At 64.7% G+C, this 23,123-nt stretch carries 21 protein-coding genes; 13 read left to right on the forward strand and 8 right to left on the reverse strand.

The window, feature by feature from the left end; genetic code table 11:
• Genes O1A05_RS09115 through O1A05_RS09130 form a run of 4 tightly spaced genes read left to right on the forward strand, consistent with a single transcriptional unit; the run spans window position 1 to window position 3,921 of the window.
• Entirely contained in the window at window positions 1-1,266 is a 1,266-nt protein-coding gene (locus tag O1A05_RS09115; RefSeq protein ID WP_270104902.1) for a cysteine desulfurase family protein, read from the forward strand.
• Window positions 1,267-1,297: 31 nt separating this feature from the next.
• Window positions 1,298-2,455, forward strand: coding sequence for a tRNA 2-thiouridine(34) synthase MnmA (gene mnmA / locus O1A05_RS09120; protein ID WP_270104903.1), 1,158 nt, complete (start codon window positions 1,298-1,300; stop codon window positions 2,453-2,455).
• Between the two features lie 21 nt (window positions 2,456-2,476).
• Entirely contained in the window at window positions 2,477-2,833 is a 357-nt protein-coding gene (locus tag O1A05_RS09125; protein WP_270104904.1) for a chorismate mutase, read from the forward strand.
• Window positions 2,830-3,921, forward strand: a complete 1,092-nt coding sequence (locus tag O1A05_RS09130; RefSeq protein WP_270104905.1) for a hypothetical protein — start codon at window positions 2,830-2,832, stop codon at window positions 3,919-3,921. The genes O1A05_RS09125 and O1A05_RS09130 overlap by 4 nt, the downstream gene beginning before the upstream one ends.
• 3 nt (window positions 3,922-3,924) lie before the next feature.
• Here O1A05_RS09130 and O1A05_RS09135 read toward each other — a convergent pair whose 3' ends face one another.
• The 5 genes from O1A05_RS09135 to O1A05_RS09155 are packed head-to-tail and all read right to left on the reverse strand — an operon-like array spanning window position 3,925 to window position 9,303.
• Complete coding sequence (locus O1A05_RS09135) at window positions 3,925-5,217, reverse strand: DUF58 domain-containing protein (RefSeq protein ID WP_270104906.1); 1,293 nt, start codon at window positions 5,215-5,217, stop codon at window positions 3,925-3,927.
• A gap of 4 nt (window positions 5,218-5,221) precedes the next feature.
• Window positions 5,222-6,181, reverse strand: coding sequence for an AAA family ATPase (locus O1A05_RS09140; protein ID WP_270104907.1), 960 nt, complete (start codon window positions 6,179-6,181; stop codon window positions 5,222-5,224).
• Window positions 6,178-7,377 carry a DUF4350 domain-containing protein gene (locus tag O1A05_RS09145; protein WP_270104908.1) on the reverse strand — a complete coding sequence of 400 codons (1,200 nt, stop codon included), beginning with the start codon at window positions 7,375-7,377 and terminating at the stop codon, window positions 6,178-6,180. Before O1A05_RS09145 ends, O1A05_RS09140 begins: the two co-directional genes overlap by 4 nt.
• On the reverse strand, window positions 7,374-8,051 hold the full coding sequence (locus O1A05_RS09150) for a DUF4129 domain-containing protein (protein WP_270104909.1): 678 nt from the start codon (window positions 8,049-8,051) through the stop codon (window positions 7,374-7,376). The genes O1A05_RS09145 and O1A05_RS09150 overlap by 4 nt, the downstream gene beginning before the upstream one ends.
• Complete coding sequence (locus O1A05_RS09155; protein ID WP_270104910.1) at window positions 8,020-9,303, reverse strand: glycerophosphoryl diester phosphodiesterase membrane domain-containing protein; 1,284 nt, start codon at window positions 9,301-9,303, stop codon at window positions 8,020-8,022. The genes O1A05_RS09150 and O1A05_RS09155 overlap by 32 nt, the downstream gene beginning before the upstream one ends.
• Window positions 9,304-9,488: 185 nt before the next feature.
• On the opposite strand from O1A05_RS09155, the gene mtrA reads away from it, so the two are divergent.
• From mtrA to secA, 6 genes are all read left to right on the forward strand, one after another.
• Entirely contained in the window at window positions 9,489-10,166 is a 678-nt protein-coding gene (gene mtrA, locus O1A05_RS09160; RefSeq protein ID WP_270104911.1) for an MtrAB system response regulator MtrA, read from the forward strand.
• A 35-nt stretch (window positions 10,167-10,201) separates the two neighbouring features.
• Entirely contained in the window at window positions 10,202-11,992 is a 1,791-nt protein-coding gene (gene mtrB / locus O1A05_RS09165) for an MtrAB system histidine kinase MtrB (RefSeq protein ID WP_270104912.1), read from the forward strand.
• Between the two features lie 29 nt (window positions 11,993-12,021).
• Entirely contained in the window at window positions 12,022-13,695 is a 1,674-nt protein-coding gene (locus O1A05_RS09170; protein ID WP_270104913.1) for an LpqB family beta-propeller domain-containing protein, read from the forward strand.
• A 104-nt stretch (window positions 13,696-13,799) separates the two neighbouring features.
• Window positions 13,800-14,615: a ComF family protein gene (locus O1A05_RS09175; protein WP_270104914.1), complete on the forward strand. Its 816-nt coding sequence runs from the start codon at window positions 13,800-13,802 to the stop codon at window positions 14,613-14,615.
• A gap of 103 nt (window positions 14,616-14,718) precedes the next feature.
• A complete protein-coding gene (hpf, locus tag O1A05_RS09180; RefSeq protein WP_270104915.1) occupies window positions 14,719-15,399 on the forward strand; it encodes a ribosome hibernation-promoting factor, HPF/YfiA family in 681 nt (226 codons plus the stop codon).
• 207 nt (window positions 15,400-15,606) lie between these two features.
• Window positions 15,607-18,351, forward strand: coding sequence for a preprotein translocase subunit SecA (gene secA / locus O1A05_RS09185; RefSeq protein WP_270104916.1), 2,745 nt, complete (start codon window positions 15,607-15,609; stop codon window positions 18,349-18,351).
• Here secA and O1A05_RS09190 read toward each other — a convergent pair.
• Together O1A05_RS09190 and O1A05_RS09195 are read right to left on the reverse strand one after the other, a co-directional pair.
• On the reverse strand, window positions 18,348-18,914 hold the full coding sequence (locus O1A05_RS09190) for an Rv3235 family protein (protein ID WP_270104917.1): 567 nt from the start codon (window positions 18,912-18,914) through the stop codon (window positions 18,348-18,350). The genes secA and O1A05_RS09190 overlap by 4 nt on opposite strands.
• 30 nt (window positions 18,915-18,944) lie before the next feature.
• A complete protein-coding gene (locus O1A05_RS09195) occupies window positions 18,945-19,664 on the reverse strand; it encodes a LysM peptidoglycan-binding domain-containing protein (RefSeq protein WP_270104918.1) in 720 nt (239 codons plus the stop codon).
• A 168-nt stretch (window positions 19,665-19,832) separates the two neighbouring features.
• Here O1A05_RS09195 and O1A05_RS09200 point away from each other — a divergent pair, with 168 nt between their 5' ends.
• Window positions 19,833-20,390 (forward strand): hypothetical protein, encoded by a 558-nt coding sequence (locus tag O1A05_RS09200; protein ID WP_270104919.1) that lies wholly within the window; start codon window positions 19,833-19,835, stop codon window positions 20,388-20,390.
• A gap of 8 nt (window positions 20,391-20,398) precedes the next feature.
• Here O1A05_RS09200 and O1A05_RS09205 read toward each other — a convergent pair whose 3' ends face one another.
• Complete coding sequence (locus O1A05_RS09205) at window positions 20,399-20,614, reverse strand: helix-turn-helix domain-containing protein (RefSeq protein WP_270104920.1); 216 nt, start codon at window positions 20,612-20,614, stop codon at window positions 20,399-20,401.
• 290 nt (window positions 20,615-20,904) lie between these two features.
• On the opposite strand from O1A05_RS09205, the gene O1A05_RS09210 reads away from it, so the two are divergent.
• Together O1A05_RS09210 and O1A05_RS09215 are read left to right on the forward strand one after the other, a co-directional pair.
• Entirely contained in the window at window positions 20,905-21,540 is a 636-nt protein-coding gene (locus tag O1A05_RS09210; protein ID WP_270104921.1) for an SAF domain-containing protein, read from the forward strand.
• Between the two features lie 163 nt (window positions 21,541-21,703).
• On the forward strand, window positions 21,704-23,035 hold the full coding sequence (locus O1A05_RS09215; RefSeq protein ID WP_270104922.1) for an AAA family ATPase: 1,332 nt from the start codon (window positions 21,704-21,706) through the stop codon (window positions 23,033-23,035).
• The last annotated feature ends 88 nt before the right edge of the window (window positions 23,036-23,123 follow it).

A 23,123-nucleotide genomic window follows, 5' to 3' on the forward strand; every position in this document is an offset into this window, starting at 1 on the left:
GTGAGACCCCGCAGCTACCTTGATCACGCAGCCACCACCGAGACCCGCCCGACGGCTCTGGAGGCCTTTGCCGAGCACTCCGTGCGCCGGGGTAATGCTTCGGCGTTGCATTCTTCGGGGCGCGGGGCCAAGCTGGCGGTAGAAGATGCACGGGACCGGCTGGCCTCCACACTGGGGGCCCACCCCTCGGAGATCATTTTCACGGCTGGCGGAACCGAAGCGGACAATCTGGCGCTGAAGGGGCTGTGGTGGGCCCGACGCGCGGATCCTCAGCACGGGGCGGCCCGGCGGCGGATCCTGCTTACCGGCATCGAGCATCACGCCGTGTTAGATACCGTCACCTGGTTGGAAGCCCACGAGGGCGCGGAACTGGAATTCATTCCGGTGTCCGCCACGGGGCGCGTAGACGAGGATGCTTGGCGTGCCGCGCTCGCGGACGCACCAGAGACGATTGCGCTAGCCACGATGATGTGGGCCAACAACGAGATCGGCACGGTGCAACCGGTAGCGCAGCTGGCGCAGTGGTGTCGGGATGCGGAGGTGCCCTTCCATGTGGATGCGGTGCAGGCCTTCGGGATTCTGGACCTGGACTTTGCCGCCGTCGGCGCGACGACTCTGGCCGTGTCGGGGCACAAAATCGGGGCCCCAGTGGGCATCGGCGCCCTGGTGACCCGGCGCGACGCCGCCGTGACCCCGCTGCTGCACGGCGGTGGGCAGGAGCGCGATATTCGCTCAGGCACCATCCCTGGACCGTTGATCGCGGCTTTTGCGGCGGCCGCCGAGGAAGCCAGCTCACAGTTACCGGCCGAGCGAGCGCGTTTGGCGGGGCTACGCGACCGGCTGATCGAGGGAATCCGCACCGCGATCCCGGACGCCCAGGTGCAGGGTGAACTGGATGTCGATCCGGAGACTGGGGAGCGATTGGCGCCGGGCACGCGTCGGTTGCCGGGTAACGTGCACGTGAGCTTCCCCGGTTGCGAAGGGGATTCCCTGCTGTTCGGACTCGACATGGCCGGGGTAGAATCGTCCACCGGGTCCGCGTGTACGGCCGGAGTCTCCCGGCCCTCGCATGTGCTGATCGCCGCCGGAGCAGACGAAAGTACGGCGCGATCCACGCAACGTTTCAGCCTCGGGCATACATCGAGCGCTGCGGACGTTGACCATGTGCTGGACGTTCTTCCCGCCGTCTACGAACAGGCGCGCCGCGCCGGTATGGCCGGGGAAGACTCACGCATCCGCACCGCCAACAGTCATCGCAGCCGCTGAACAGAAATTCACGGCAACGGAGGGAAACACCATGAAGGTCCTGGCCGCCATGAGCGGAGGAGTCGATTCAGCCGTCGCCGCCGCACGCGCCGTCGACGCCGGACACGAGGTGGTCGGCGTGCACCTGGCGCTGTCGCGCATGCCGGGCACGCTGCGCACCGGATCACGCGGCTGCTGCACCATCGAGGACTCGCGGGACGCCTGGCGCGCCTGCGAAAAGCTCGGCATCCCGTACTACACCTGGGACTTCTCCGAGCGGTTCAAGGACGACGTCGTCGACGATTTCATTGCCGAGTATGCTGCCGGGCGCACCCCGAATCCGTGTATGCGCTGCAACGAGCGCATCAAGTTTGCCGCGCTGCTGGAGAAAGCATTGGCGCTGGGTTTTGACGCCGTGTGCACTGGCCACTACGCCAAGGTGGTGCGCAACGATGCCGGGGACCTGGAACTGCACCGCGCCGCCGACTGGGCCAAGGACCAGTCTTATGTGCTGGGCGTGTTGACGGCCGAGCAGCTCGAGCACTCCATGTTCCCGCTGGCGGACACTCCCTCGAAGGACGAAGTACGCGCTGAGGCGGCCGAGCGCGGGCTGACGGTGGCGAACAAGCCGGACTCGCATGACATCTGCTTCATCCCCGACGGGGACACCCGCGGCTGGCTCGAAGAGCGCATCGAGATGCGCGAAGGCGAGATTCTCGACACCGAGGGCAACACCCTGGGCACCCATCCCGGCGCGCACGCCTTCACGGTGGGCCAGCGCAAGGGACTCGGCATCGGCCGGCCCGCCGCCGACGGCAAGCCGCGTTTCGTGCTGGAGGTTCGGCCCAAGGACAACACCGTGGTGGTCGGGCCGAAGGCTCTGCTGAACGTGGACCGGATTACCGGGATTCGCCCCTCCTGGGCCGGCCTGCCGCTGGCTGAGGAAGCCACCGGTGAATGGTTCGACTGCCACGTGCAGGTGCGGGCTCACGGCGACCCGGTGCCCGGGCGAGCCCGAGTAGGCACCACCGAGGACGAGCACGGGGAGACCATTCCGGCCTGGCACCTGGAACTGGAGGAGCCGCTCTCTGGGGTGGCCCCGGGGCAGACCGCCGTCGTGTATCAGGGCACCCGGGTGCTGGGCCAGTCGACCATTGATCGCGCCGTGAATGCGCAGCGATTGTTGAGCACCGCCGACGCGCACGCCTAGGGGATCGGTATGCTGGGTTTCATGAGCGAACCCCGTGATGCCGAGACCTACGATCCGCTGGCCACGTCACTGTCGGAGGCCACGGATACGGCTATACTCGATGAGCTGTACGCCATCCGCGGCAGCATCGACAACATCGACGCCACCCTGGTTTATCTGCTCGCAGAACGCTTCAAATACACTCAGCGCGTGGGACGGCTTAAGGCCGAACATGAACTGCCGCCCTCGGATCCAAACCGGGAAGCCGCGCAGATCCAACGCCTCAAGCGCCTCGCCGCCGACGCCGAACTTGATCCGGACTTCGCCGAACAGTTCCTCAACTTCATCATCTCCGAAGTGATCCGGCATCACCAGAAGATCGCCGCCGACCACCAGTGAGCACCCACCTGATCACCGCCACCGCCCACGGCGGCCTCCCGGGCGCTGACCCGCGTGCCGCGGCCGTCTGGATGCTTAGCGAACTGCGTGACCCGCACCTGCCCGTGCTGCCCGAGCTTCACGCAGAGGGACGCTCTGATACCACCGGGCGGAGCGCTGTGATGCTCACCGAGCTACCCGTGGACCGTCAGCCCTATGGATGGCGACTGGTGTCGGCCGAGTCGGTGCCCGCTCGCCGCGCCGCCTCGTGGTTCGGCCAGGGCCTAGATGCTTTCGTTGATGTTGCCGGGGAGCAGGGGATTTCCGTGCCGCGGCTGGGACTGCGGGTGCTCGGACCGGTGAGTCTGATGGCCCGGTTGTGGCTGCCCGGCGGGGAACGAGCACTGCGTGACCACGGGGCCCGGGCCGACATCATGGCCTCCTGGACCGACGGGGTGGCTGCACAGCTCGATCGTATTCACCGGCTCACCGGGGCGAAGATGCACCTGGTGGTGGCCGAACCCGAGGCGCTCGGGGCACTTACTGGCAGGATTCCTACCGCCTCCGGATACCGCACTGTCCGCTCGCTGGACCGCTCCGAAGTGCGCACACACTGGCGTGCTGCAGTCACGGCACTCTGCCGTCCAAGACTGGCCGAGGACGGGCTAACCTTGGATGCTGCAGGGGCTGGTGAAGACGGGCAGGCAAGCCAGATGTTGACCAGGACTCTGATCGAGGCGTTGCCGACACCGGAGACACTCGCGGATCAGACGCCGCCGCGGCTGAGCCTGGGGCTTCCGTGGGCTGGCATTGAGCAGGACGGGACGCACCCGGCGCTATGGGACACCATCGCCGAGCTGGTGGAATCCGGGTACGGGGCGGACCTGATGGTGCCGTCCGAGCTGGCTCAGCGGCCCGGGGTCGACCCGGCACGGCTAGCCCAGGCACTGCAACAGCGCTGGGACCGACTCGGACTGGACCCGGCACTGCTGGAAGCGGTGCGGGTGAGCGCTCCGGACCTCAGTCAGGGTGCCATTGGCACAGCCGCGGTGCCGCGTGCGCTGGACCGGGTGCGGCAGGTGGCCGAGCGGGCCAGCCAGCCGTTGTAAGATTTAGAGCCGTCCAGCGCTTTTGAGCCGCAGATAGGTGTCGGCCACCGCCGTCGGCAGGTGGGTAGGGGCTGCCTGTACGACGTCGGCTCCGGCATGCCGCAGCATCTGCACCAGTCCGGCTTCGTCGAGCTGGGATCGCTGAGCGGCCGCGGCCATGAACGCCGAACCGGGATCATCGATCTGGTTGCTGAGTTCGGCCAGCTCCGGGTCGGCCACCGAGGCGACCAACACCTGGTGATGGCGGGCGAGCTGCGGCAGGATCGGGAACAACCCCTCCTGCAGGGCGCCGGCGTCGAGCGAGGTCACCAGCACCACCAGGGCGCGCTGTCGGGCCACCCGCGACACCTCGACCGGCACCTGTGTCCAATCTGCCGCCAACAACCGGGGCTCCACATCAGCCAGGGCGGTCACCATATGGTTCAGCAGCGACCCCTTGGTGGTGGACGAGGCCCGGGCGCGTACCTGGCGGTCAAAGGCCAGTACCTCCACCCGGTCGCCGCCGGACTGAGCCAGCGCTGCGAGCAACAGTGCGGTTTCGATCCCGGTGTCGAAGCGGGTTTCGTTCTGCACCCGGGCCGCAGCCGTACGGGAGGAATCGACCACGATCACCACCCGGCGGTCGCGCTCCGGGCGCCAGGTGCGTACCACCAGGTCCTGACGCCGGGCGGTAGCCCGCCAGTCGATGGAGCGGACGTCGTCGCCGCGCACATAATCGCGCAGGGAATCAAACTCATTGCCGGCACCGCGGGTCTGGATGGCGGAGCGCCCGTCCATTTCGCGCAGTCGGGCCAGCCGCGAAGGCAGGTGCTTGCGGGACCGGAACGGCGGTAGCACTGTGATCCGCCCCGGTGCCGGGTGGGTGACCTGGCGCCCGGCCACACCGAGCAGCCCCCAGGAGCGCACCGTCACCACGCGGGTGTTCAGCGTTCCGCGACGGGAGGGGGTCAGGGTCATGGTGAGCCGGCGCGATTCGCCCGGCGGCAGGTCGAGGTTCTGCTGTACCGGGTGCGCCCCGGCAGTGGGTTGCCAGCCGTCGCGCACGGAGCCGCGCAGGCGTCGTCGTCCCAACTGGTGAACGATCAGCGCTGAATGTGCCGATTCGTCCAAGCGCACCGAGGAGTCGATCTCGCGAGTGAAGCTCACCGCTCGGGGCGAGGCCGCCGTCAGCAGATCGAGACTGATGATCCCCACCAGGGTCAAGACGCACCACCACACGGTCGCGGTGGTGGGCCAGATCAGCACCGGGATGATCCCGAGCAGGCTCAGGGCGAGACAGCGCAGGGAAAGAACCACAAGATCACCGGGGGACCGGGACGGTGGACAGTAGCGAGGTCAGCACCTGGTCGGCCGTGACGCCGTCCATCTCGGCCTCGGGCCGCAGCGAAACGCGGTGGCGCAGGCAGGGCAGCACCAGCGCTTGGACGTCATCGGGGGAGATGTAGTCCCGCCCGGACAGCCAGGCCCACGCCTTGGATGCATTGAGCAGGGCAGTCGAGCCGCGCGGGGAGACCCCGAGCTGGAACGACGGCGAGGTGCGGGTGGCCCGGGCGATGTCGGCAATATAGCCGAGAACCTCGGGGCTGGCCTGCACCGTCGCGGCTTGGGCGCGAGCGAGCTGAATGTCTTCGGCGCTGGCCACCGCGGTGACCCCGGCCGCCGCTAGGTCGGAGGGGGAGAATCCGGCCGCGTGACGGGTGAGGATCTCGATTTCCTGGTCGCGCTCGGGCAGATTCAGGGTGACCTTGAGCAGGAACCGGTCCAGCTGCGCCTCGGGCAGCGGGTAAGTGCCCTCGTATTCCACCGGGTTCTGGGTGGCGGCCACCATAAACGGGTCGGGCAAGGGGAGCGATGACCCGTCGGCGGAGACCTGACGCTCTTCCATGGCCTCCAGCAGCGCGGCCTGGGTTTTCGGGGGCGTGCGGTTGATCTCGTCGGCCAGCATTAGGTGGGTGAACACGGGGCCGCGGCGGAACTCGAACTCCCCGGTGCGGGCGTCGTAGACCAACGAGCCGGTGATGTCACCAGGCATCAGATCGGGGGTGAACTGCACGCGGCGGGTTTCCAACGAAATGGCGGCGGAGAGGGAGCGTACCAGGAGGGTCTTGGCCACCCCGGGCACGCCCTCGAGCAGTACGTGGCCGCGGCAGAGCAGGCCGATCAGGAGGGAAGTCACCGCGGCGTCCTGGCCCACCACGGCGCGCGCCACCTCGGTGCGCACCGCCTGCAGTTTGTCTCGGAGGGTGTTCTCAGAGGTCATCGATTCTCCTTCGTGGGGTGGGTCAGGGACGCGGCAAGCTCGCGTTCCAGGGCGAGCAGACGGCGGGAGCGGGTCACTAACTCGGACCGGCTGAGTTTCTCGGGGCGGCGGCGCGGATCGAGGACGGATTCGACGTCGGTGCGATCCCGACCCAGTACCCGGGCGGTCTCGGTGATCACGGAATCCGTATCGTCCGGGGTGCGCAGCAGGCGGGCCATGCGGAGCAGGGCGCCGCGCTGCAGGGTGTCCAAGGCGGCGGTCTGCTGGTTGCCTCGCTCGTAGAGGCGGGCCCGGCCCACACTGGATTCCAGGGGCGAGACCTGGGCGGGGAACGGTTCCACGACGACGGGGCCGTGCCGGCGTCCCGCCCAGACCATCCCGACCACAGCGATGACCAGCAGCCAGAGCATTCCGGGGCGCACCCAGTCCGGCATCACCGGGCTCGGGGTGCCGCCCGCCACAGAGAGATCGGCCATGCCGGGCAGGTACCAGATCAGGGTGTCGGTGGCTGCCGCGCTCCACAGCGCGACCACAGCGTTGCCGTCTTCGGACACTCCCCGGTTGGTAAACATATCGTAGAGCCCGATCACGGTGGTCCCGGCAGGGTCCTGGATCAGCGCGTGCCCTTTCTCGGTCTCGAAACAGGTGTGCGCGTCTGTGGCATCGGAGTTTTCAGCGTCCCAGGTCAGCTCCACGCCGGTGCCGGTCACGGTCTCCGCCTCGCGGGCCAAGGGAAGCTCACAGGCTGCGCTAGCCTCGACGTCGTCGAGTGACTCGCCCACGGCGACGCCCTCGGTCAGTACCTCGGCCATCGAGGCGGTGGGAGCCACCAGCACCCGCTGTTCCGCAGGCACCGTCTCGGCCACCTCGTCGAGGCGCTGCGGGCTGGACTCGAGGATGCCCTCGTCGTAGAGCAGCACGCGGGCCTCGGGGTCTTCTTCGAGTATCGCTCGCACCTCATCCAGGCTGGATGCGGGGCGCACGTCGACACCGTGGCCAGCAACCACTCGGGCCACAGCCTGGCCGCCGGTGGGCCCCGGATTGTCCGCCCCGAGTACGGCGTTATCCTCGGGCTGGCGGGTGAACAGCACCGCCACCGTGATCGCGAAAAGCCCCACCAGTGCGGCCACGAGCATCACGGTGCGGCGGTGCGTCCGCCAGAGATCGGCCACCGAGGGGACAGCGGAGGTGGTCATCGGGGCACCACCTGCCGAGGGGTGTGCCTCGAGCTGGGTCGGGACGGTGAAGCCGCACGCAGTTCACGCTCGAGCTCAGCCAGGCGCTGGGCCTGATCCATGGAAGCCCCACGGTGGCCATAGGCGACGTCGTTGAACCAGCTGGCGGACTCGTCCAGTCGCGCACGATGCTCGGGGAACACCTCGCCGAGGGTGGCACTGGCACCGGTCGCCGTGAGTGAGGCTCGTTCGGGGAGCAGTACTCGGTGCTGTCCCTGCCGGAGGATGGCGCGGAAGTAGGCGAGTACGGCATCCGAGGCTCGGGACTCGCGGATCGCGGTGTCGCCGGCTTCTCGGTACTGCTCGGCGGTCAGCGCGGCATCCACCACGCCCGCACGGTCGTCATCGCCGGATCGAGGTACTCCGAATCGGGGACGCAACCACAGCAACAGCACGACCGTCAGCACGATCACCGCCGCCACGATCAGCCAACCCGGCAGTCCGGCGCCACCTTCCACCCCGGTCAGCCACCCGACCAGGGCGTGCCAGGCGGCCTCAAGCCACTCGGCCAGGGGGTTGGGGCGCTGCTCGGCATACTCCTGCTGCGAGAGCTCCTGCAGAATGGTGCGGCGCGCCTCGTCCCGGTCAGGCGTCCAGGGGATCTCAGCTGCGCGGGCGGCCAGGAACAAGGTCATCAGCGGCGCTGTCGAGGGTCTGGGCGTTGAGGCGGGTGGAGAAGCGGTCGTCCGTTTCCGCGCCCACCGAGGTGGCAATATCCAGCAGTTCACGGTCGAAGCCCTCGCGCCGCATCCGGTAGTCGACGTAAAACAGGCCGTACAGAATCGAGATCAGGCACTGGGCGAACATCGAGACGAAGATCGACACGCCGGTCTGGATCGCGGTGAGCAGCGCGGTTTGCTGGACCATCTCTTCTGCGGAGGCGTTCTCGTCAAAGAACATCACAGAGATCATCGACAGTGGTGTGGTGATCACCGAGGTGACAATGCCGAGGATCAGGGTCACCAGCAACACGATGCCGAAGGTCCGCCACCAGGCACCGCCGGTGAGCCGCCACGACCGGCCCATGGCCCGCAGCGGGCCGATCTGCTCGACCCCGATGAGCGTGGTGGTCAAGCAGAACTTGATGGTCAGCCAGATGCCAATCATGAAGGTGGTGAAACCGAAAAGCAGGATGGTCACGATGGCGACGCCGAAGCTCGCATCCTGCCAGGAGAACACCGCCCAGACGATCAGGCCCACGAAAATGGCCATGATCACGGTGGTGATGACGGCCAACAACAACATAAACAGCAGCAACTTGCCCCAGGAACCACGCATCAGCCGCAACGTCTGGCCGAAGGTGGTCTTCACGCCCACCGCGGAGCGCACCGCCACAATGCCGAGCACAGCCTGGGCCAGCAGGGTGAAGAAGACGGAGAGCACCATCATTCCGCCGAAGCTCGTGCCTCCCCAGGTTGCCATGGTGGCCAGCAGATCAAAGATTTGCTCATCCGAGGGATCGTCCATGCCCGGGGTCATCATATTCTCACCGAGCGTGGAGAACAGGGCGTAGATACCCACCATGTAGACGGCGGCCTGGGCGACGGCGGCGACGGCGGAAATGCCGAGTACCGCCCCCGGGTTGCGTCGCAGCGTGGCGAAGATACCCTCGAGCAGATCCGACAGCGTCAGCGGGCGCAAGGGGATGGTGCCGGGACGGGAGGCCTGCACAAATACGGGCTGCTGACCCGGATGGTGGCCAGACTGCTGACCCGAGTAGGGGCCGGGGTAGGCTCCGACCGGCTGGTACGGGGGCACCTGATAGCCGCCGGGCTGGCTTGGCTGGGACGGGGTGACGCCATAAGGATTCGGGGAACCGTACGGGTTCGGCGAGCCGACGTAGGGGTTGGAGGGTTCCGAGCCCTCGGGGGGCTGTGGTGTGCTCATGAACGCGGAGCCTCTCGAGTGGTCGACGTCGTGATCTCTCGGACTCGACTCTATACCGGTGTTGTCAGGACTCTCCAGATTTCGGCCGAGTTATCCACGTAACACGGCCAGCAACCGATATGCTTCTTCACAGATCGCCCCATGCTCCGGGGCGACATGTGTGGAGAACGGGGGTTGGACCGAGGATGAAAGCCAGAATCTTGGTGGTCGACGACGACGAGGCGCTGTCCGAGATGATCGGCATCGTGCTGCGTAACGACGGTTTCGAACCCTATTTCTGTGCCGACGGCAACGCCGCAGTCGATCTGTTCCGCTCGATCCGCCCGGATCTGGTGCTGCTCGATTTGATGCTGCCCGGCCGCGACGGCATCGAAATCTGCCGTGCGATCCGCCAGGAATCGGACACCCCCATCGTGATGCTCACCGCCAAATCCGAAACGGCCGACGTGGTGCGCGGGTTGGAAGCCGGCGCCGACGACTACGTGCCCAAGCCGTTCAAGCCCGCCGAATTGGTGGCCCGCGTGCGCGCCCGACTGCGTGAGGGCGATGTACGCTCCTCTGAGGCGCTGCGTATTGGAGATGTCACCATTGATGTCTCCGGCCACGAAGTCACCCGCGCCGGGGAACGTATCAACCTCACCCCGTTGGAGTTTGACCTGCTGGTCGCGCTGGCCCGCCGTCCGGGTCAGGTGCTGACCCGCGACATGCTGCTGGAAGAGATCTGGGGTTACCGCCACCAGGGCGACGCCCGCCTAGTCAACGTGCACGTCCAGCGCTTGCGCTCCAAAGTGGAGAAGGATCCTGACAATCCTGAGGTGGTGCTCACGGTACGCGGGGTCGGGTACAAGGCCGGTCAGCCCTGAGCCAGACACGTTCCACCCCCAGTGCGCCCGTCGCGTTGCATGGCTCCACCCCGGTGCTGGCACCGCAACAGCGCCGCGGCGCGCGCGGCTGGCTGTACCTGCCGGGCCACGGCGTGCGCTGGATTCGCGATCGCTGGGTATCCTCGCTGCAATTCCGCACGGTGTCGACGACGGTGTTCTTCACCTTCGCCTCCGCGCTGATCCTGGGGCTGTTCCTCTCCCATCAGGTCTCTACCGGACTATTTCAGTCGCGGTTCGCCCAGGTGCAGGCCGAGGCCAACCACGGGCTGAATCAGGCGCGCACCATCTTCGAGAACGCGAACACGAATGACCAGGAGAATACCTCCAACCTGGTCACCGACACCCTGGGCTCCCTGGCCGGCGGCAGCGGCACCATGGCGCGAGGTTTTATTCTGGTGCCCTTGGACGAGGGCCAGAACCTCTATGTTGGATCGATCTCCTCCGCCGGGGTCTCCGAGGATCTGATTACCCAGGAAATGTCCGACGCCGTCGCCGAGGATCAGGGCATCTACTGGCAGTCGGTGTCCGTGCCCGTGGGCGTGGGCGAGCAGACCGGGCCGGGCCTGGTGTTTGGCACCCAGCTGGTGCTGCCCCCGGGTAACTTTTACGCGCTCTACCTGGTCTACGACCTCACCGAGGTCCAATCCACCCTGGACTACCTGACCAATGTGCTCGTGCTCGCCCTGGTGATTCTGCTGGTTCTCAACATCATGATCGCACTGTTCACCACCCGTCAGGTGGTGCGCCCGGTGCAGCAAGCCGCCGCCACCGCAGAGTCGCTGTCTTCCGGAGACCTTTCCGTGCGTATGGCGGTGCGACGACGCGACGAGGTGGCCCGGTTGGGCACCTCGTTCAACCGCATGGCCGACAACATTCAGGACCAGATCACCCAGCTGGCCGACCTGTCGATGATTCAGCAACGCTTCGTCTCCGACGTCTCCCACGAACTGCGCACCCCGCTGACCACGGTGTCCATGGCGGCCGAGGTGCTGCACGACTCCCGCTACGATTTCGACCCGGTAAACCGGCGTTCTGCCGAGCTGCTCTACCACCAGGTGGAACGGTTCCAGGCTCTGCTCGCAGACCTGCTGGAAATCAGCCGGTTCGACGCCGGTGCCGCGGAAGTCGCCGCCGAATCCACCGACATTCTGCACCTGGCTGCTGATGTCGTGCTCACCGCGCAACCTCTGGCCGACAACGCCGACACCGAGGTGTGGGTGGTGCCCGTGGGCGAGAACTTCACCGCCGACGTCGACCACCGCCGCATCGAGCGTATTCTGCGCAATCTGGTGAATAATGCGATCGAACACGGCGAATCCCGCCCGGTCGATGTCATCGTCGCCTCCGACGACGTCCAGGTGGCCGTGGTGGTGCGCGACCACGGCATCGGCATGAACGAAGAACAGGTCGCCCACGTTTTCGACCGGTTCTGGCGCGCCGACCCGGCACGCACCCGCACCACCGGCGGCTCCGGACTGGGTTTGTCCATTGCGGCCGAAGATACCCGGCTGCACCACGGCCAGCTCGACGTCTGGGGCGAACTGGGGGAGGGCGCCGCGTTCCGCTTGGTGCTGCCACGCAACCGCGGCGAGGCCACCACCGCCACCCCGCCGCTGTGCCTGCCACCGGACTACGATCTGGCCGACCGCCGGCCAGCCCACGAGATCGAGTTCCCCCAGGACGACAACGCCGAGGCGCACGACAACACCGCATCACACAGCCACGCCGACCTGCCCAAGCGGGCCTATGAGCAGTCGCTGCACCCGCCGAAACCGCCGCGGAACGAGAACGGAGGTGAGCGCTGATGCTACGCCGCTGTCGTCTGATCGCACTCGTGAGCGTCCTGGCCCTGCTCCTGGCCGGCTGCACCAGCCTGCCCCAGGCCGGTCCTGTCACCCGCTCCGATGAGCAGGGCGGCTCCGAATCCACCGCCTCCTACATCTTCAACCCGCCTGCCCCCACCCAGGGCGCCACCCCCGAAGCTATTGTCACCGGGTTTATCAACGCAGGCTCCGGCATCCAAGACGACTTCGCCACCGCGCGGGAATACATGACCCCGGAAGCCGCCGAATCCTGGGATCCCGAATTGCGCACCGTGATCTATTCTTCCCAGCCCGCCGTCGTCGCCTCCGACGCCGAAGGCGAATACACCGTCCAATTCGAAATCCAGGGTGTGGTCGACGACGCCGGGGTGCTCTCCCAAACCTCCGAGAACTCCACTGAGGCCATCACCCTGCGTCTCGTCGAAAATGAGGCGGGCGAGTGGCGCGTGGCCGAAGCCCCGGATGGCATCATTCTCGATTCCTCCCAGTTCAACGCGCTCTATGCCTCCCACCGGTTGTTCTTCTACGACCCCTCCTACAGCTACGCTGTGCCCGATGTTCGCTGGTTCCTTAACCGCTCCGGACAGACCGCCGAGATCGTCCAATCTCTGATGGACGGCCCCGCCGCGTACCTCGACGGCGCGGTCGCTACCGCCTTCCCGGACGGTGCGGCACTGTCCCGTGCCTCGGTGCCCGTGAGCTCTGGGGTGGCCGAGGTCGACCTCAACGCCTCCACCCTGGGCGGCACCGAGCCGCTGGCCCGGCAGCGCATGCAACAACAGCTGGAACTGACCCTGACCGAACTCGCCCGTGTCTCCGATGTGGAGATGACCATGGGCCAGAACCCGGTGGACCTGGGCGAAGAAGCCGAAGAGTTCGAAACCGTGAGCACCTCCGCCTCGGTGGGCAGCCTGCAAGTCGCCATCAGCGAGAACAACCAGTTGGTCTACTACGAAGGTGCGGCTGTGCTGCCCATCGCCGGCGCCCCCGACGCCGCCTTCCTCGAGCCGGTCGACCCGACCATGAGCCTGGATCACTCCCAGCTGGTGTTCCTCAATGGCGAGCGTGACGGAATGTACTGGGCCACCACCCAAGGCCAGCTCGATCGGGTTCACGACGGCGAAAACCTCACCGCGCCTTCCCTGGACCACACCGGTTGGGCCTGGACCGCCGATCGAAACCAGGACGACGAATCCACCGTCACCGTGGCCCGTTTCGGTGAGGAGATCGAAACCCGCACCATCGACGCCGCCTGGCTCGACCAGCGCCGGGTGGAAGCCCTTCGCATCTCACCCGACGGCGCACGTGTGGCGGTGGTGGTCGGCGATGGCGACAGCAACGAGCTCTTCGTAGCCGGGGTCATCCGGGACGAGTCCGGCAATCCGGTGAGCATCGGTAACCCCATCTCGTTGGAAACCACCGTGCCGCTCAACGACGTCGTCTGGTACTCCACCGAGGAACTGCTGGTGGCAGCTACCTCCGCCACCCAACGCGTGGTGCCCGAGCTCATTGGACTCAACGGCACCCAAGCCAGCCTCAACCCGCTGCTGGGCATGACCGGATTCTCCGCCGGCGCCGGATCCAACGTGATCTACGCCGAAACCGAAGAAGAAGTCGTGCTCGGTGTCGGCTCCTGGTGGCGCCCACAATCCGGAGTCGCCCGCGACCTGTCCTTCCCGGGCTGACCGGCTCCTCCACAGGGCCTGCCCCTCGACGGACAGACCGCCGATCTCCACCAGATCCCCGTCACAGCCTGACTCACCCTGCCGGCGCAACGCATGCTGATCGGATGCTGGCCTCTGTCCTTGACCGCACCCTGCATCATCCCGTCACCCTGCACGCACGTGCCGCCGCTCGTGAAGTCGCCGGTCTGCTCATCCCGTCCTGGTGCGTGGTGTGCGATGCCGAGCCCGGGTATCGCGACCATGCGTGTGCATCCTGCCGCGAACTTCTGGCCAGGGCACTTCTGCACCCTTTCGCCGCCGAACACGACGCAGAATCACTGCCTCTGCTCAGGGAGGAGCCGTTGCCCGTGGTGGCCGCCGGACGCTACTCCGCGGAGGTGGCCCGGGCGCTGCTGGCGTTCAAAGATCACGGGCGATTACCGGCAGCGCGGCTCTTCCGCCCCGGGCTCACCCGCGCCGCCCACCACCTAAACAGCCAGCTGAAAGAATCCGCTGATGCTGTCCCTTCTACCCCGGAGAACAAGGGCGTCGTGCTGGTACCCATCCCCGGATCGGGAAGCGGTTTCCGACGTCGTGGCTACGATCCGGTCACCGAGCTGCTGCGCACGCCCTTGCCCTGGCCGGTGGAGCCGCGGCTCCTGCAACACCGGGTCCAGATCATGGGTGGCACGGCCCACGCCGGATCCAGCGCCACCGGGCGGCGACAACGCGCATCGAAGAAGTTCCGGGTCCGCCCGAGTCCACCCCTGCGGGTCATTGTGATGGACGATGTCCTCACCACGGGCTCCACCCTGGCTGCAGCCTGGCGGTCCCTCACCGAGGCCGGCCACCAGGTGCTAGCCGGTCTCGTGGTAGCAGCCGTGACACGGGAACCGGAGGTCGCGGAAATTCGAGTTGAATCAGATCTTAACCAGACGTGATCGACAGGCTAGAGTAATATCTACGAACTGGAAACAGTTCAGCCCGTCGGCGACGAAAGGAGTGGTTCTTTCGTCGCCGTTCGCGTCTCATTAGGAGGTCAGGATGACCCTGGACATCAACTATGTTGCTCGTAATGTCTCGATTCCGGAGAGTTTCCGTGAGTACGCAGAAGAAAGGTTCGACCGGATCCAACCGTTGACCAATGGAGCTCAGCGACTGGAGATCAAACTCACCAAGCAGGCACATCGAGGTGCCGATGGGTCGATGACCGTCGAGCTGACGCTGCATGAGAAGAGCGACATCATCCGCGCGGAGTCCTCTGATAACGACAAACTGGTCGCCTTCGACCAGACCTTCCACCGTCTGCAGGAACGGCTCCGCCGGCTACGGGATCGCCGGAAGGGCGGACGACGCCGGGCTTCAGTTTCCGAAGCTACCGCGTCTTTAACACCGCCGACCCAGGGCGATTCCCTGGTCAACCAGGTGCTCGAGGCACGCAAGGCTGAGGAAGCCGAGGCAGAAGAAGCAGAGCGCGCGCGGCGTGAAGGCGATGTTCCGGTGAGCATTCGTCAGAAGGTATTCCCCACTGAGCGGATGACCGTGGACGAAGCGGTCGACAACATGGAACTGGTTGGTCACGACTTCTACCTATTCGTCGATTCCGAGACCGAACGGCCCTCCGTGGCCTACCGACGTCGGGGCTGGTCCTACGGCGTGATCGCTCTGGGCGATGAAGAGTCCAGCACCGAGCGGGTCTACCACAGCAACACCAACGGCGGCTGATCCCCGCCCTCCCGGGGCCCCGGGCACCGACATCACCGTCGGAGCCCGGGGCTCGTCGCTTCTGTTGGGGCGGACGTGGCTTGATACGGAGCAAATTCCCAGGCGAATCGTCGTAGTATGGGTAGTCGACGGTCGTCCCATGCGACCGATGGAACCTGCACGGGCCGTGACCGGCCCACCGCGTCCGCAACCCGGGAGTTTATACACGTGGCACTGATCGATCGCATCCTGCGCACCGGCGAGAAGAAGATTCTCAAGAAGCTGAAAGGCTACGTCGACCAGGTTAATGTGCTCGAGGACGAATTCCGCGGACTCTCCGACGCCGAACTGCGCGAAGAGACGGACAAATTCCGGGCGCGCGTGGCCGACGGCGAACACTTGGACCTGCTGCTACCGGAAGCCTTCGCCGCCGTGCGTGAAGCAGCCGGTCGCACCCTGGGGCAACGCCACTATGACGTGCAGCTCATGGGCGGGGCCGCACTGCACCTGGGCAATATCGCCGAGATGAAGACCGGTGAGGGTAAGACCCTGGTCGCCACGGCTCCGGCATACCTCAATGCCCTGACCGGTAAGGGCGTGCACGTGGTCACCGTCAACGACTTCCTCGCTGAGTACCAGTCCGATCTCATGGGGCGCGTGTTCCGTTTCCTGGGCATGGAAACCGGCGTCATCCTCTCTAAACAGCGCCCCGATGTGCGTCGCGAGCAGTACGCCGCCGACATCACCTACGGCACGAACAATGAATTCGGCTTCGACTATCTGCGTGACAACATGGCCTGGTCACTCGACGAGCTAGTACAGCGGGGCCACCACTTCGCCGTGGTCGATGAGGTCGATTCCATTCTGATCGACGAAGCCCGTACCCCGCTGATCATCTCCGGACCGGCCCAGGGCGATGTGAACCGCTGGTACTCCGAGTTCGCCAAGTTGGCTCCGCGCCTGAAGCGGGAAACCGACTACGAGGTCGACGAGAAGAAGAAGACCGTGGGCATCCTCGAGCCGGGCATCGACAAGATTGAAGACTGGCTGGGCATTGACAATCTCTACGAATCGGCGAACACGCCGCTCATCCAGTACATGAACAATGCGATCAAGGCCCAGGAACTGTTCAAGAAAGACAAGGACTATGTGGTCCTCAACGGTGAGGTCCAGATCGTCGATGAGCATACGGGTCGTGTGCTCGCGGGTCGTCGCTACTCGGAAGGTATGCACCAGGCCATTGAGGCCAAAGAGGGTGTGAAGATCAAGGCCGAGAATCAGACCCTGGCCACGGTCACCCTGCAGAATTACTTCCGTCTCTACGACAAGCTCTCCGGCATGACCGGTACCGCCGAAACGGAAGCTGCCGAGTTCATGTCCACCTACAAGCTGGGCGTGGTGCCGATTCCGACGCACCGTCCGGTGCAGCGCATCGACCAGACGGACCTGATCTACAAGAATGAAGTGGCGAAATTCGACGCCGTCGCCGCCGACATCGAGGAGCGCCACGAAAAGGGGCAGCCGGTACTGGTCGGCACCACCTCGGTGGAAAAGTCGGAGTACCTCTCTCGTCTGCTGGCCAAGAAGGGCATTCGTCACGAGGTGCTCAACGCGAAGAATCACGCACGCGAAGCCGCTATTGTCGCCCAAGCCGGGCGCAAGGGTGCGGTGACCGTGGCCACCAACATGGCCGGTCGTGGTACCGACATTATGCTCGGCGGCAACGCCGAATTCGCGGCCGTGGCCGAAATGCAGTCCCGTGGTCTGGATCCGGAAGAGAACGCCGAACAGTACGAAGCACTGTGGCCCGAGGTCCTCGAGGCCGCAAAGAACGCGGTCAAGAAAGATCACGACGAGGTTGTCGAAGCTGGCGGTCTCTACGTTTTGGGTACCGAGCGTCACGAGTCGCGACGTATCGATAACCAGCTGCGCGGTCGTTCCGGTCGACAGGGCGACCCCGGTGAATCCCGGTTCTACCTGTCCCTGGCCGATGACCTGATGCGGCTTTTCAACCCTGCTGCGGCTGCGCGCATCATGAACTCCTCGCGCATGCCTGACGATATGGCATTGGAATCGAAGCTGGTCACCTCCGCCATCCAGAACGCGCAGAGCCAGGTGGAATCCCGCAACGCCGAACAGCGCAAGAACGTGCTGAAATACGACGATGTGATGAACCGCCAGCGGGAGGCGATCTATGCGGACCGCCGCCAGATCCTGGAAGGCCAAGACCTGCAGGCCAAGGTGCAGAATTTCCTCGAAGACTCCATTGGCGCCATTGTTGATGAGGAAGCGTCTAATGAGAGCGGTATCGACCTAGAGAAGCTACTGGGCGATATCAAGCAGCTCTACCCGGTGTCGCTGACGCTGGAAGAACTGGAAGAACAATTCCCCTCGCAGCCCAAGGCCGAAGAGCTCAAGCGAGAGTTCCTCTCGGACGCGCAGTTGCTCTATGAAGACCGCGAACGCACCATCGGCGAAGACAATATGCGTGAGCTGGAACGTCGGGTCGTGCTCCAAGTCATCGGCCGTAAGTGGCAGGAACACCTTTACGAGATGGACTATCTCAAGGAGGGCATCGGTCTACGTGCGATGGCCCAGCGTGATCCGCTGGTCGAGTACCAGCGCGAAGGCCACATTATGTTCCGCTCGATGATGGAGGCCATCCGCGAAGAATCGGTCGGATATCTCTTCAACGTGGAGGTCAACACGACTCCTGCGGCGACATCCCTTCCCGGAGTCACCGACGCGCGCCGCCAGACGATGACACCGACCCTAAACATCAAGGGCATGGACACCCCGCAGCAGCCTTCACGGTTGAGCTACAGCGCCCCCTCGGACTCCGGGGGAGTCGAAACCCAGGTACGCAGCAGTGATGGGTCTGCAGCCAACGGAACCACTCAGTCGAAGTCTGCGCGCAAGGCAGCCGAGCGTTCAGAGAAGGCGGCAGCCAAGAAGGCGAAGCGGGCTCGCTAACCCAACTCGATGGCGGTGACTTTCCAGCCGGTACGGTGACGTTCCAGGCGAAGCGCTGCGGCGCGTACCCGATCGCCGACCTTCACGCTGGTGCTGGCTTCATAAATGTTGTCATCGATGCGATTCAGTCGCGACGACAAGGTCCGGGTGGAGGTCCGGTCCTGATGCTCGGGACGGATTCGCTGTGCCAATTGGCTACGGCGGTTCATCTTCTCGTAGGTGGGTAGGTTCATCCAGCGCGATAACTGGTGGACAGAGCGCAACCCCAACTCGGCCTCGATGCAAGCCAGGCCGACGATACGCACCACTTTATGAATCGCACGTTCGGTCTCGGCTGATTGCACAAGGTTCAGCCGACGCCGAATCTGCGCCGGGCTCAGCGACGCGGAACCATCAGAATCCGGGACGGTGCTCGGCGCGGTCCGGCACCGTGACGGGTGTGGAGCAAAGAACTCCGGTTTTACCGGCGCCGCGATGTCCAATAACGTCTTGGCTCGAACCACCCTCATGCTCAAGGTGTCAAGAGGACGAGGGTGCGTGGTGTCAATGCTGGGTGCAGACATGGGAAGCTCCTGCGGTCGTGATCAAGGTGATTAGTGAGTCCAAGCCGGAGTGGTCAACACTGTTCCGGGAATCAGGACGTGGGGGTTGTCGCCGATGCTGTGACGGTTCTCCTGCCACCATTGCCGCCAACGTTGGTCGATTTCATAGGCTGTCGCCGAAGGTCCAAGCTCTGCAGCCGCGATACCCCACAGGCTGTCACCGGTGACAACGATGTGCTCGAGGTGCGTGGTGCGGTGGTCGGGGGAAGTGACCACCACGTCCGGTGCCACCGGCATCCATCCCCCGTCCGATGCCGATGCCCGAGCCACGTCGGTCGGGTGGGCGTGTGTCAGAGCCGACGTCGTGTGCTGACTCCACGCCGGCGACGGTGCCTCCCACGAGGATTCGGCTGCGAACGCGGCGCCGCCCGATACGAGGTGCACCCCGAGAACGCCGACGGCCAATCGCCGCAGGAACCACGGGCTGATCGCCCAACCCCACCGCATCCACCGGCGTGACTGGATGCGGTGCCCAACGAGCATGAGGACGGCTCCGAGGCTCATGGTCAGTGTGATGAGGCAGATCAGAATGCCGATGACCACGCAACCGGCCGCGACCAACAGCTCTACCTGGCCGAGGGCACTCTGTGTGGATTTTCCTTGCAGGCCGAGCCACACCAGCAGAGGTCCGCTGATGACCGTGAGCACGAGGAGCGCAACATTGGCAGCCTCGAGAGATCGACCCGTCGGTTTGGTGATTGCTGTCGTCATGGTGTCCTCGTCTCCGATGGTCCGGCAATGACAATGTTCTATCAATCATGTCGACTAGGTGTCAATAGGTGCTAAGGAACTCTTGTTTGTGCAGTTTGATGTAGTTTGATGATTTTTGCGATGTTGACGGAGGCGCAGACTAGTTCGGGTAGGCGCTAGTCTGGTGCGATGAGATGGGAAGCATTGTTCGCTGATCTGGAAGGTGAGCTGGCGGCGCAACGGTGGCAGGAAATTGAAGCCACGGCGGCCGAGCTCACACGCGGCGACAGGGCGCAGATTGCTTTAGGGCAGCGCCTTCAGGCCGCTGTGGGTACTCAGGTGCGCGTGGGCCTGACTGGTGGTGGAATGATGCCCATGATGCTGCAGTCTGCCGCCCCAGAGTGGCTGGGTGGATACGACGGTGCGGGAAGTCTCATTGTGACCACGCGCGCAATTGAAATGGTCGATGCCGATCTGAGCAGGGCGGCTCCACCCGAAGAAAAGCCACGCGTCGGGGCCAGTTTTGCAGCGGCCTGTCGTTCGCTGTCGCGTCGTCGCGAGCTCGTCGCCGTCACCTCGGTATCGGGGTGCATGCTGGCGGAGGGGCGGATTGACCTGGTGGGTGCGGACTATATCGAAGTCACCGCATCACTGAGTGTAGGCGGAAGGCGTGGCAGTAGACTGCGTCGGGCCATCCCGATGGCGGCCGTCCAGACGGTGCGTGCGCACCGGATGGCTATGGACTGATGTGGTCGTCAGGAATCGGCGCGCTGGCGCTCCTTAATCTTGACTTCCTGCGAGGCATAGAGGCCCTGGATGTAGTCTTCCAGCTTGGCAGTCTCGACGCGCCACTGCCCTCGACCGCCGATCTGGATGGCCGCCAGTTCGCCTGAGCGAACGAGGGCGCGCACCTGCGCCACCGAAATCTGCAGTTCTTCCGCAACATCGGTCAGCGTCAAGAAGCGAGGCATGATGACCGTCCGTTTCTCTGTCGATGAATCATGATCCATCTCAGTTTCTCACAAGAGTGAAGTCCAAGGGCGAGTTTCCGCCAGGCTGTTCACCGACGAGATAAATGAGGCCGGTTATCCACAGAATGATCAGTTTGACCCAATTTGATGCTCTCTGCCGTACAGTGGTGAAAGCGTGCTTGCGGAGTTGAGAATGTGACTGAACATGAAGACGAAGGCCTGTACGTCGCGCTGACATTCCGACAGTATGTCAGTTTGAAGGTACGACCAATGACCAGGAGAGAGTCGAGATGACCGATCGCGCTGATGCTCCACGTCTGAGACGACCTGGCTGGAAAGATCCACGACTGTTGGTGGGTGTTCTGCTGGTGATGGTATCCGTCGCAGCGGTGGTTCTTTTGGTCCGTCAGGCCGATTCTCGGGTTGAGTATTGGGCGGCCGCCCAGGACATCACCCCCGGTACCGCGCTCAAAGCCGAGCATCTGACCGTGGTGTCAGCGAATCTGGGGGATTCGTCGCAAGGCTACCTGCCGGCCGATCAGCCGGTGCCCGACAATGTGGCGGCTGTGGCGACCGTACGGCAGGGCGAACTACTGCCTGCCGGTGGGCTTGCTGTTCGAGACCCCGAAGAACGTCAGCAGATCACGGTTCAAGTCTCGGATGTGGTGCCGGAGCATCTCAGCAACGGCGACCGAGTCGACCTATGGGTCGCTTTCCCAGATGACACCGGCCGCGGATTCTTCGAGCCCGAGCAGGTGGCCGTCTCTGCCGAAGTCGTGGGCACCTCAGAATCGACAACGGCGTTCGGAGCCGGTGTCACGGGCAACGTCGCTTTGATGCTGGGTCCTGAAGAAGTGCCGGAAATTTTAGGTGCACAGGCGAATGGGGCGCGGATGACCATCGTTCCCTCACTGGGCTCGTCCTGACACGGGGAGACGGATGAAACCGCTAACTGTTGCCACCACGTTCAACCCACGATTCGACCATGTGACGAGTATTGAATCAGTTCGTGGAAATGTTTTGGTCACTCACCGCTGTGATGATCTGCCCGAACTCATGAGTTTGGGGCGGTCGGGGATCGTCGATCTTATGCTGGTTGCTGGTGACACCGACGGTGTGGGTCGCAACGTTCTGGAAGCGGTGCAGGTCCCGGGCGGTCGCTCACCGGCGTTGGCGGTCCTTTCAGATGTGTCGTCGGAGCGGGAACGCCTCGAATCGTTAGGCATTGCCGCCACCAGCCCGGACCTGGATCCGTCGAAGTTGGTGGCGTGGCTCTCTGACGTGGTGCGGCAGCACCGCGAAAGTGACCAGGGTTGGCGATCCAAGACAGTAGAACCGGCTGGCGCGGAACATTCCGGTGGCTATGCTGCGCCATGGACCGTCGAGGACGACGCCGGTGAGTCTGCAGGGACCCCGTCGACTCATGGCAACGCCGGGCAACCGAGACAGACACCTGGCACCGTGACCGCCGTATGGGGCCCGATCGGCTCGCCGGGTCGCACCACCGTTGCTATCAACCTGGCGGTGGAATTGGGGCTGGCCGATGAAGACGTCGTCCTCATCGATGCCGACACCTACGGCGCATCGGTTGCTGCGATGCTGGGTTTGCTTGATGATTCCGCTGGTATCGCTCAGGCCTGCCGTGCCGCAGAACGCGCCGACATCAGCGGGGCCAGGCTGAAATCGTTGGCCTCTCCGATTCGAGTGGCCGGGACCAGGATCGACGTGCTGACGGGGCTGACTCGTCCGGATCGTTGGGCTGAGTTGCGCGCGGCGTCGCTGGCTCAGGTGTTGTCCCGTGCGACCGACCAGTGGAGCCACGTGGTGGTGGACTGCGGATTCGGCTTGGAAGAAGACGAAGAGCTCAGCTTCGATGTGCCCGCCCCGCAGCGCAACGGGGCCACGCTGACCGCCCTGGCGGCAGCTGATCATGTGCTGGCGATCGGGACGGGGGACCCCGTGGGTCTGCCCCGACTGATCAAGGGCCTCGATGACGTGGAGCGCCTGGTTAGCGCTGAGAAGTCAGTGCGCATCGATCCGGTGATCAACAAGGTCAGCGCCAGCATCTCCGGTGTGGGTCCGCGGGCGCAGATCCGTTCGGTGTGGAGCCGCTACGGATCCCAGTACGAGGTGCAGGCGTTCTTGCCCCACGACGCCAAAGTGGTATCCAACGCCCTGTTCGGCGGCCAAGTGCTGGCGGAAGCCTCCCCGAAATCATCCATCCGCATCGCGATCGCCGGTGTCGCCGAGAGGGTGCGGGCCGGTGCGGAAGGGCCTCAGCCGGAGCCAGCGTCCACGTCAGCGTCGGTGTTGTCATCCGAACAACGGGACAGCCGTCGGCGTCGTCGTGGAAGCACCCGTGCGACGATGAACCCGGTGGGCAGAATCGTGAACAGATTTAGCCGAACCAAACAAGGGTGAGAACTACAACACACGGCGAGCTATCGGTAGGGTAGTGACGTGGAGCAATGGGGCTCCGCAAAACCACCATGAAAGAGATTGCACTCAG

The organism is Citricoccus sp. NR2 (assembly GCF_027594385.1).
Lineage (GTDB): Bacteria > Actinomycetota > Actinomycetes > Actinomycetales > Micrococcaceae > CmP2.

Coding starts and splice junctions, on each gene's coding strand:
- O1A05_RS09205 (WP_270104920.1), bottom strand. CDS start 20,614: ATGCCTCGCTTCTTGACGCTGACCGATGTTGCGGAAGAACTGCAGATT.
- hpf (WP_270104915.1), top strand. CDS start 14,719: ATGACCCTGGACATCAACTATGTTGCTCGTAATGTCTCGATTCCGGAG.
- O1A05_RS09150 (WP_270104909.1), bottom strand. CDS start 8,051: ATGACCTTGTTCCTGGCCGCCCGCGCAGCTGAGATCCCCTGGACGCCT.
- O1A05_RS09200 (WP_270104919.1), top strand. CDS start 19,833: ATGAGATGGGAAGCATTGTTCGCTGATCTGGAAGGTGAGCTGGCGGCG.
- O1A05_RS09155 (WP_270104910.1), bottom strand. CDS start 9,303: ATGAGCACACCACAGCCCCCCGAGGGCTCGGAACCCTCCAACCCCTAC.
- mtrA (WP_270104911.1), top strand. CDS start 9,489: ATGAAAGCCAGAATCTTGGTGGTCGACGACGACGAGGCGCTGTCCGAG.
- O1A05_RS09210 (WP_270104921.1), top strand. CDS start 20,905: ATGACCGATCGCGCTGATGCTCCACGTCTGAGACGACCTGGCTGGAAA.
- O1A05_RS09175 (WP_270104914.1), top strand. CDS start 13,800: ATGCTGGCCTCTGTCCTTGACCGCACCCTGCATCATCCCGTCACCCTG.
- O1A05_RS09190 (WP_270104917.1), bottom strand. CDS start 18,914: ATGTCTGCACCCAGCATTGACACCACGCACCCTCGTCCTCTTGACACC.
- O1A05_RS09145 (WP_270104908.1), bottom strand. CDS start 7,377: ATGACCACCTCCGCTGTCCCCTCGGTGGCCGATCTCTGGCGGACGCAC.
- O1A05_RS09125 (WP_270104904.1), top strand. CDS start 2,477: ATGAGCGAACCCCGTGATGCCGAGACCTACGATCCGCTGGCCACGTCA.
- O1A05_RS09140 (WP_270104907.1), bottom strand. CDS start 6,181: ATGACCTCTGAGAACACCCTCCGAGACAAACTGCAGGCGGTGCGCACC.
- mnmA (WP_270104903.1), top strand. CDS start 1,298: ATGAAGGTCCTGGCCGCCATGAGCGGAGGAGTCGATTCAGCCGTCGCC.
- O1A05_RS09215 (WP_270104922.1), top strand. CDS start 21,704: ATGCTGGTTGCTGGTGACACCGACGGTGTGGGTCGCAACGTTCTGGAA.
- O1A05_RS09195 (WP_270104918.1), bottom strand. CDS start 19,664: ATGACGACAGCAATCACCAAACCGACGGGTCGATCTCTCGAGGCTGCC.